The organism is Streptomyces luteolifulvus, assembly GCF_008806595.1.
GTDB classification, from domain to species: domain Bacteria; phylum Actinomycetota; class Actinomycetes; order Streptomycetales; family Streptomycetaceae; genus Streptomyces; species Streptomyces luteolifulvus.
Map to the genome: position 1 here is coordinate 1 of NZ_VZRB01000077.1, position 9,356 is coordinate 9,356.

General features: G+C 68.7%; 8 protein-coding genes and 1 pseudogene. 5 read left to right on the forward strand and 4 right to left on the reverse strand.

Annotated features, from left to right (window positions below; genetic code table 11):
• Window positions 1-847: RNA-guided endonuclease InsQ/TnpB family protein (locus F7R91_RS41340; RefSeq protein ID WP_150958977.1), on the reverse strand; the 847-nt coding region annotated here is incomplete at its 3' end.
• Window positions 848-874: 27 nt separating this feature from the next.
• Here F7R91_RS41340 and tnpA point away from each other — a divergent pair.
• Entirely contained in the window at window positions 875-1,291 is a 417-nt protein-coding gene (tnpA, locus tag F7R91_RS41345; RefSeq protein ID WP_150958979.1) for an IS200/IS605 family transposase, read from the forward strand.
• Between the two features lie 97 nt (window positions 1,292-1,388).
• Here the strand turns inward: tnpA and F7R91_RS41350 are convergent, their stop codons facing one another.
• Window positions 1,389-2,066 (reverse strand): response regulator transcription factor, encoded by a 678-nt coding sequence (locus F7R91_RS41350; RefSeq protein ID WP_150958981.1) that lies wholly within the window; start codon window positions 2,064-2,066, stop codon window positions 1,389-1,391.
• Entirely contained in the window at window positions 2,063-3,283 is a 1,221-nt protein-coding gene (locus F7R91_RS41355) for a sensor histidine kinase (RefSeq protein WP_150958983.1), read from the reverse strand. Before F7R91_RS41355 ends, F7R91_RS41350 begins: the two co-directional genes overlap by 4 nt.
• Window positions 3,284-3,572: 289 nt before the next feature.
• On the opposite strand from F7R91_RS41355, the gene F7R91_RS41360 reads away from it, so the two are divergent.
• A complete protein-coding gene (locus F7R91_RS41360; RefSeq protein WP_150958985.1) occupies window positions 3,573-5,735 on the forward strand; it encodes an MMPL family transporter in 2,163 nt (720 codons plus the stop codon).
• A gap of 62 nt (window positions 5,736-5,797) precedes the next feature.
• The gene (locus tag F7R91_RS41365) at window positions 5,798-6,796 is read left to right on the forward strand and encodes an NAD(P)-dependent alcohol dehydrogenase (RefSeq protein WP_150958987.1); all 999 of its coding nucleotides are present in this window, start codon (window positions 5,798-5,800) and stop codon (window positions 6,794-6,796) included.
• A 784-nt stretch (window positions 6,797-7,580) separates the two neighbouring features.
• Here the strand turns inward: F7R91_RS41365 and F7R91_RS41375 are convergent.
• On the reverse strand, window positions 7,581-8,243 hold the full coding sequence (locus F7R91_RS41375) for a GDSL-type esterase/lipase family protein (protein ID WP_150958989.1): 663 nt from the start codon (window positions 8,241-8,243) through the stop codon (window positions 7,581-7,583).
• Window positions 8,244-8,421: 178 nt separating this feature from the next.
• Here F7R91_RS41375 and F7R91_RS41380 point away from each other — a divergent pair, with 178 nt between their 5' ends.
• Both F7R91_RS41380 and F7R91_RS41385 read left to right on the forward strand, forming a co-directional pair.
• Window positions 8,422-8,862, forward strand: coding sequence for a universal stress protein (locus tag F7R91_RS41380; RefSeq protein WP_150958991.1), 441 nt, complete (start codon window positions 8,422-8,424; stop codon window positions 8,860-8,862).
• 7 nt (window positions 8,863-8,869) lie between these two features.
• Window positions 8,870-9,223, forward strand: a pseudogene (locus F7R91_RS41385) (transposase); the annotation flags it as partial.
• Between the last annotated feature and the right edge of the window lie 133 nt (window positions 9,224-9,356).

Below are 9,356 nucleotides of genomic sequence, written 5' to 3' on the forward strand. Positions count from 1 at the left end.
CGAGGCCGGACACCGCGAGGTCTTCCACGTACACCGCTTGGTTGTCACGAATGATCTGTGTGGATGCCTTGTGGTGCCAGTCCCGGCGCCGGTTCGCCACCTTGGCGTGCTGGCGTGCGACCTTGATGCGGGCCTTGGCCCGGTTCTTCGATCCCTTGGCCTTGCGGGACAGCTCCCGCTGAAGGCGCTTGAGCTTCTTCTCCGCCCGGCGCAGGAAGCGCGGGCTGTCGATCTTGCTGCCGTCGGACAGCACGGCGAAGGCGGACAGGCCGAGGTCGATACCGGCGTCGGTCTCCAGCTCGGGCAGGATGTCCGGCTCGGTGTCCACGACGAAGCTGAGGAAGTACCGGCCACAGCTGTCCTTGGTGATGGTCAGGGAGGTGGGTTGGGCCGGAAGTCGGCGCGACCACGTGACCTTGAGGTTGCCGACCTTGGCCACGTACACCGTGCCGTCGCCCTGGAGGGAGAAGGCGTTGGTGTTGAGGCGGATCGACTGCCGGGTGTCCTTCTTCGACTTGTAGCGGGGAGGGCCCACCTTGCGGCCCTTCCGCTTGCCGTTGACCGAGTCGAAGAAGTTCTTGTAGGCGGTGTCCAGGTCGCGAAGGGACTGTTGCAGGATGACCGCCGACACCTCGGCGAGCCAGGCGCGTTCCTCGGTGCGCTTGGCCTGGGTGATGCGAAGCCGGGACAGCTCGGCCGACGTCACGTACGCCAGCCCCGCCGCGTGCGCTTCCTTCCGGTCGCGCAGGCAGTCGTTCCACACCACGCGGGCACACCCGAACGCACTGGCCAGCGCACGGCACTGGGAGGTGTCCGGGTAGGCCCGGTAGTTGTAGCGGAGCTGCATGACCGAGATCCTACTACGATTGGTCTCATGGATACTCAGAACGAGTATAGGCGTGGCAGGCACGTCGTTTCGGCGATGCATGTGCACTTGGTCTTCGTGACGAAGTACCGGGGCGGGGTGTTCAACGACGAGATGCTGACGCGCTGCGAAGAGATCATGCGCAAGGTCTGCGAGGACTTCGAAGCGGAGCTGAAGGAGTTCAACGGCGAACGCGATCACGTCCACCTCCTGGTGCACTACCCGCCCAAGGTCGCCGTCTCCAAGCTGGTCAACAGCCTCAAGGGCGTCTCCGCCCGCCGGATACGGCAGGAGTTCACCGGCCGGATCAACCGCGCCGTCATGCACGGGCACCTGTGGTCGCCCTCGTATTTTTCCGCGTCGTGCGGCGGAGCACCGTTGGCGATCGTCCGCCAGTACATCGAGCAGCAAAAACGTCCGCTCTAACGTGCATGTCAGAGCAGTCTTGAGATGCATTCATCCCCGGCGTGAACGCCGGGGCTTTCTGCAAGAGTCCCGGTAAGACTGCATCGAAGCGACCCTTTCAGTGGCCGACGTCGTGGTTGCCGGCTTCGACGAGTCCGCTCTCATAAGCGAAGATCACGATCTGGATCCGGTCACGCAGACCGAGCTTGGCGAGGATGCTCGACACATGCGACTTGACGGTCGCGGAACCAATGAACAGCTCTTCGGCGATTTCTGAGTTGCTCGCGCCCCGAGTGACGGCGATGACGATCTCTCGCTCGCGTTCGGTGAGTCGCCCCACGCGTCCCGCAGCGGCTGTGCTGACGATTCGCCGCTCTGCGAACTGGTCGATGAGCCGCCGAGTGATCGACGGCGCCAGCAGCGCCCCGCCCTCGGCCACGGTGCGCACGGCGGTGGCGAGCTGCTCCGGCGGAATGTCCTTGAGGATGAAGGCGCTGGCCCCGGAGCGCAGTGCCTCGTAGACGTATTCGTCCGGGTCGAACGTGGTCAGGATCAGTACACGCGCGGCCCAGTCGGCCTCCGCCAGGATCCGGGAGGTCGCCTCGAGGCCGTCCATCCCGGGCATGCGGATGTCCATGAGGATCACGTCCGGACGATGTCGGCGTGCTGCCTCGATCGCCTCGAGCCCGGTCCCCGCCTCGGCCACGACCTCGATGTCGTCGTGGATCCGCAGAATCATCGTGAAGCCCCGGCGGACCAGCGCCTGGTCGTCGGCGACGACGACGCGGATGGTCACGCGGGCCCCCCTTGTGTGGGCAGATGGGCGGTCAGCCGGAATCCGCCACCGGGCCGTGGTCCCGCGTCGAGACTGCCGCCGAGCAGGAGGGCTCTTTCCCGCATGCCGACGATCCCGTGGCCGCCCACACCCTCGCGGGCGGCGCTCGACACGGACTGGACCGCGGTGCTTCGGCCGTAGTCAAGCACCTCGACGGTGATGCCGCGGCCGCACTTTTCGTGCTGGAGGCGCACCTCGGTGTGAGTCCGCGGTCCGCTGTGCTTGAGCACGTTGGTCAGTGCCTCCTGAACGATGCGGTACACCGAAAGCTCCACGCGGGCTGGCAGGGGAGTTTGGATGCCGTCGGTGACCGAGACGTCCAGCCCGGCCTCGCGGACCTGCTCGATGAGCCGGGGCAGATCGGTCAGACCAGGCTGGGGACCGAGCCCGTCGCGCTCGGCCTTCGGGCGCAGCACTCCCAGCAGGTGCCGCAGCTCGTCCAGCGCCTGGCGTCCCGCTTCCTCGACCGCCGTCATCGCTTCAAGGGCGCTGTGGGGATCGTCGGCAGCCACCATCCGGGCCGCGCCCGCCTGCACGGTCATCATGCTCACCCTATGGGCGACCACGTCGTGCAGTTCACGGGCGATGTGGGTGCGCTCCTCGGCGAGGATCCGCCGTGCCTCGGCGGCCTGCTCCTGGCGGAGCTGGGCATTGCGCTCGGCGCGGAGCCGCAGGCGTCGGCCGATGTACCAGGCCCCGGACATGACCAGGCAGCCGAAGCCGATCTCCCCCCAGGGGACGGAGTGGAGCAGGCCATCGATCGTGACCGCGGCGACGGCCGTGACGACGCCGAGGGGGCCCCACCGTCTGTCGTCGGCGTGCCGCCCCATGCTGTACAGCGCGGTGATCACGATCCCGCCCAGGGTGGCGTAGCTGCTGCCCAGCGTCGGGGCCCACGCCGCGAGCGCCACGCACAGGACCGCGACCGGCCTGCGCCGACGCCAGTAGAGCGCCGCGCCGGCCACCACGAAGAGCAGGAGGACCGGCAGGGGGACGTCAGTGATCGGGCGGACGGCCATGGCGTCTCCCGGAGCGTCCTCCAGGAACGTCGCTGCCAGGAACATAAAGATCGCGAGGCTGGCGTCCGCGACCCTCGGCCAGCGGACGAAGGGGCCGTGGAACCTGACCGGCACGCTGCGGACCGGCGTCTCGGCAGGCTGCGCCGTGCGGTTCATCATCGCTCCATCAAGAGGCGTCCGGTGCCCTGACCTCGATCGTCAGTGCACCTGGCAAGCCATCGTAATTCCAGGTCGCAGACGTAGTCACCATCCGGCAGGCGGATCCTGCTCTCCGCCGCCAGGGGGAGGTGCCGCGTCGGTTTCCCCGCCTCGGGCGGGGCGCCGAACCCCTCCGGCGGCCGGGGACAGCAACGGCGACGGCGCCCACGATGGACCCACCCACGATTTCCGCCACCGACGCTGCAAAGACACGACGGGCGGCAGCCATCTGACAGGAGCCCACGCATCCATGAACCGATTCACCCGTCGTATCGGCGACGCGAGCGCCCGCTGGCCGTGGGTCACGATCGCCGCATGGGCGGTCGCCCTCCTCCTCGTGCTGCCCCTGGCCGGCACGGCAGGCGGCTCGTTCGTCGACGACCTGGTCGCTCCCGGCAGCCAGAGCGAGGAGGCGATGGAACTGCTCGAAGAGCGCTTCCCGGAAGCATCCGGAGGCAGCGCCATGGCGGTCTTCGCCGCACCGGAAGGGCAACGACTCGAACGCCACCGGCCCGCCCTCGACACGGCGGTCGCCCGGATCGCGGAGGTGGAGCACGTCGCCACGGTGACCGATCCCTTCACCGCCGGCACGATTTCGCCCGACGGACGTATCGGCTTCGCCCAGATCACCTTCGATGTGCCCCCGATGGACGTCGATCCCGAGCAGATCAATGCTCTGACCGGTGCGATCGAGCCCGTACGGGAGGACGGAGTCGTTGCCGAACTGGGCGGTGACGCCATCTTCATCAATGCCGAAACGCCGACCTCGGGTGCGGAGGCGGCGGGCCTGCTGACCGCACTGATCATCTTGGTGGTTGCGTTCGGCACGATCGTGGCCGCACTGGTGCCCATGGCGCTCGCCCTGGTGGCCGTCGCCGTGGGTCTGGGCAGCATCACACTGCTGGCCAACGCCATGGACGTCTCCACCGCCGCCCCCACCATCGGCGCGATGATCGGCCTGGGCGTCGGCATCGACTACGCCCTGTTCATCGTGGCCCGCTACCGCGAGAACCACGCCGCCGGCCAGGACAACCCCACCGGCCTGTCCAACGCCATAGCATCCGCAGGCGCGGCCGTCCTCTTCGCCGGCGGCACGGTCATCGTGGCGATGGCCGGCCTCGCGCTGACCGGCCTGGGCTTTCTGACCTCCATCGGCCTGAGCACCTCGCTGGTCGTTCTCTTCGCCGTCGCGACCGCCCTCACGCTCCTGCCGGCCCTGCTGTCACTCCTGGGCGACCGTATCCACAAGCGACGACTCCTGGGCCGCAAGCGTCCTGTCAAGAAGTCCGAGGACACGGCATGGTGGCGTTTCGCCCACCGCGTCTCCGGCCGGCCGTGGCCGTACCTGATCGTCGCCTCAGTAGCGTTGCTCGCGCTGGCGGCCCCCGCGCTGCGCATGGAGACGGGCTTCCCCGACGCGGGCAACGACGCGACCACCACCACCCACCGCCGCGCCTACGACCTGCTGGCGGAGGGCTTCGGTCCCGGCTTCAACGCCCCGCTGCTGGTCGTCGCCGACCTGCGCAGCCCCGGCGTGGACGCCCGGGACATCCCCGCGCTGTCCGAGCGCATCGCCGCCGACCCCGGCATCGCCGCGGTCGACGGGCCCCGGACCTCCGCGGCCAAAGACACCGTCGTGCTGCCCACGCTCCCCACCACCGGCCCCGCGGACGCCGCAACCTCCCACACCCTCGAGCGCATCCGCGACCTCGTCCCCGACAACGTCGCCGTATCCGGCATGACCGCCATGACCGACGACCTCACCCGGCAACTCGCGGACACCCTGCCGGTGTTCGTCGCCGCGATCCTGGTGGCATCGTTCCTGCTGCTGATGCTGGTGTTCCGCTCCATCGCGATACCGGTGAAAGCCGCCGTGATGAACCTGCTGTCCATCGGCGGCGCGTACGGCGTCGTGGTCGCCGTCTTCCAGTGGGGCTGGCTGGGAGACCTGTTCAACCTCGAGGGGACCTTCCCGATCGCCTCCCCCCTGCCGACGATCTTCTTCGCTGTCCTGTTCGGTCTGTCCATGGACTACGAGGTGTTCCTGCTCTCGCGCGTTCGCGAAGAGTACGACGCCACGGGTAACAACACCGAGGCGGTGGCGCGCGGCATGGCGGCTACGGGTCGCGTGATCACCTCCGCCGCACTGATCATGACGGTGGTGTTCCTCAGCTTCGTCGCCAACCCTTCCCCGCTGGTCAAGATGATGGGCCTGGGCCTGGCGACCGCGATCGTGCTCGACGCGACGATCGCCCGGATGGTGCTCGTTCCCGCGGCCATGGCGCTGATGGGGCGCGCCACCTGGTGGCTGCCCCGCTGGCTCGAGCGTCGGCTGCCCCGCATCAGCTTGGAGAGCGCTGACGTCCCGCCTCAGCCCGAGCCGGTACTCGCCCCCACCTCCGGGAGCAGCTGATGCCACGGTCCCGGCGTGCTGCGACCTACTCACAAGAGACCACCATCAACGAGGAGTTCTCCATGAAAGCCGTCGTCCAGGACCGGTACGGCTCCCCTGACACTTTGGCCATCAGGCAGGTCCCCCAGCCGGTCCCCACCGACAACCAGGTACTGGTAAGCGTCCGCGCCGCCGCGGTCAACGCCTACGACTGGCACGTCATGCGGGGCGACCCCTACCTCGCGCGCGTCATGCTCCCTTCCGTGTTCGGGCGCAGTGGCCCCAAGAAGAAGATCCGCGGCAGAGACTTCGCCGGCCGGGTGGAAGCAGTCGGAAAGGACGTCACACGATTCCGTCCCGGAGACGAGGTCTACGGTGACCTCGGCGACGACAACGGCGCTTTCGCCGAATACGTATGCGTTTCGGAAGAGATGGCGGAGCGTAAACCGGCCAACCTGACGTTCGAGCAGGCGGCCGCGATGCCCCTCGCGGGGAGCACCGCCCTCATGGGCCTGCGCGATGTGGCAGGGGTGAAGCCGGGCCAGAAGGTCCTGATCAATGGCGCGTCAGGCGGCGTGGGAACGTTCGCCGTACAGATCGCCACGGCATTCGGCGCGGAAGTGACCGGCGTGTGCAGTACCAGAAACGCGGACCTGGTCCGGTCGCTCGGCGCGGAGCACGTCATCGACTACACCCGGGAAGACTTCACACGCAACGGACAGCGCTACGACGTCGTCTTCGACCTGGTGGGCAACCGGACATTGAGCGAATGCCGGCGGGCCCTGGCACCTGCGGGAACGCTCGTGCTGTCCGGCGGCGGCACTTCCAACGGCGTCAGCCTCATCGGGCCGATGGGAGTCATCCTCAGGGGGCAGACGCTGGCCCCCTTCGTCCGCCGTCATCGTCTACGCGTCCTCACCACGACGCCGCGCAAGGAGAACCTGGCGGCGCTCAGGGAGCTGGCTGAGTCCCAGGCGATCGCCCCGGCCATCGATCGGACCTACCCGTTGAGCGAAGTACCCGAGGCCATCCGCTATCTGGAAGGGGAGCACGCACGCGCAAAGGTCGTCATCACCCCCTGAGCGCGACCAGCACGCATGGCGGCGATCGTGGAGACGGGGCAGCACCTTCGCTGCCCCGTGGCGCCAAGCAGGAGTGGCTCGGCTTCGTCGACTCCGGCCTGCCCGAGGGCGACCCGCTGCCCCCGCTGCCGGAGGGCTACTCCCCTGAAGCTGTATGCTGGTCGTGCCGCCCCCGGCCGCCATTCCCCGGAGCCCATCCACGAGTGGAAGATGTGCGCCGTGGTGTGGCGCTACACGAGGCGTCGAAGAAGATGTCCTTGACCTGTCCGATGTCCTCGCAGGCGAGCGTCACAACCGGCTTGCCAGTGATCTCGCCCGCCCGCATGTCGACGGTCATGGCCGTCGCCCTCCCTCTGACGGAGCCAACGGCCCTGGGCGATGACCCCGACCGACCAAGCGCCTTGCCTGCAGGGACACGAAGTACGGCGGTCACGACGAGCCCGGGGGCGATGATGAGCCGTATCCACCATTCCATTTCCGCGGCCCCTTTGCTTACGTGCTGGAGGGTGCCCTCTCTTCCGCTCCGGAGGGGTTCTGTGCTGGTGTGCGCGATACGGGTGGGGTCACCGAGTTGCGGCGGGCAGTGCCCGCTGATCCGCGAGGGCGATGGCCAGTGCCCCGGCGGCCGTCGGGTGCAGTGGAGCACGGTCTGCCGGTCCCTGAACGTACGGCTGGTCGGCGCACAGTCCATCCCGGCGAAGTCGGGCCGCACCGGGGTGAAGCCTGCGTCTCGGCTCCCTGCAGCAGTACGGTGTTGAGCGCCGTCAGCCGTGAGCGCAGACCTCTACCTCCCGCAGGCCCGGTCGTCACGGGACGGGGCCGCCGCGCAGAGCTTGACCAGCTCGGACCATCGCACGTCGTTGGCCCCGACACTGACCACCACGACGGGCGCCTCAGTAGCCCGCTGGGCCTGGGCGAGCTGTGGCGGGGCGACTTGGTCGCCGAGAATCTGTACCCCGAGGACGCCGTCGCGGATCGTGTCCGCGGAGCAGGCGAGGTTGAGCACGCGCCAGTCGTTGGTCCGGGCGAGGAGCTGCGGATAGGAGTCCGCGCTGCGCCGACAGGCGCGGTCCGGTCCGGTGATGTCGGGCAAAGGGCGGTTCCCGGCGCCCGCGGCTGTCGAGTCGCCCAGGGCTACCGCGTGAACACCACCCAGTGGCGGGCCTTCGGCCCTGGGAACCGGGGTCACGGGGCTGTCGCCGATCAGACCCTGCAGCGACCGTACATCCCGCAGGGCCCGAGGGGCGTCCAAGGCCAGCAGAGAGGAGCCGACGGCATTGATCGCGGTCACCAGGGCGACGCCGCTGGCAAGCAGGAGGATCGCTCGGCCCGGAGGCATGCGGCGCAGGCCCGTCCAGGCGGCCAGGGGCAGCAGAAGAAGCCCGACGGCGACCGCGGTCTCCCACACTCCGTAGCGGATCCAGCCCGCCGCCGGCTTCCGCCCCACCTCCAGGGTGAGCCGGTCGTGGTCGCCGGACCGCAGGAGACGGGCGACCTCGGTGGGCCGTGGGGCCGCCGTCGACGCAGGGAGCGGGACCTTGTCCGGACGTCAGGGCCGAAAGACCCCTTGGACGGCGACTGCGCTCGCGGGAGCGTGGGCGGAAGTACAAGCCACGGAGGTGACCATGACCAGCCAAGCCAAGCCCCCACTGATCGTTGTGGGTGTCGACGGGTCGGAGGCAAGCCGGGCGGCGCTGCGATGGGCAGCCCGTCAGGCGGCGCTGACCGGCTCGCAGCTGCGCCCCGTGCATGCGTGGCGGCTGCCACCCACCTACGGCATACCGGCGGACTACGGGGACACCGACTTCGAGAAGCAGGCACGTGAAACCTTGCTGCGCACCGTCGAGGAAATCCTGGGAGAGCATCCGGGCGTGGCCGTCGACCCCCAGGTCGTGGAGGGCCATCCGGCGGCGGTGCTGACCGAGGCGGCTCGGCACGCCGACCTGCTGGCGGTCGGCAGCCATGGGCACGGCGCCTTCACCGGCATGCTTCTCGGCTCAGTCAGTTACCACTGCGTGCAGCACGCGACCTGCCCCGTCCTCGTCGTACGCCCCGACGGCCGCTGACCTCTCCATGGGAGTCAGCCTGCAGCTCGTTGCGATGCTCGTTGAACGGGCCCGGAACGATGGTCTGCAGCTGGCTGGCGAGGGCCGGCTGTTGCAGCTGCCGACCAAGCGGGTGCTGGAGTCTGCCCCGGAAGGCGAGATCACCGACCACGTCGGCTGCGAAAAGCACGACCCGGGCGGGAAGAACGACGGCAACAACCGCAACGGCACCGGGGCGAAGACCGTGCTCACCGACGGTGGCCCGGTTGAACTGAGGGTGCCCCGCGACACCACCGGCACCTTCGAGCCGCAGATCGTCAAGATGCGGCAGCGCCGCCTGACCGGCGTCGACGAGGTGGTGCTGTCCTTGTCAGCGAAGGGTGACCATCTCCACCGTCTGAGGCGCCCCGAAGTTCTCGGACAGCGGTCCCCATAGGATCGAAGTCCAGAACGGCGGAGAGAGCACGTGGCACAGAAGCGTAGGAAGTTCAGTCCTGAGTTTCGGGACGAGGCGG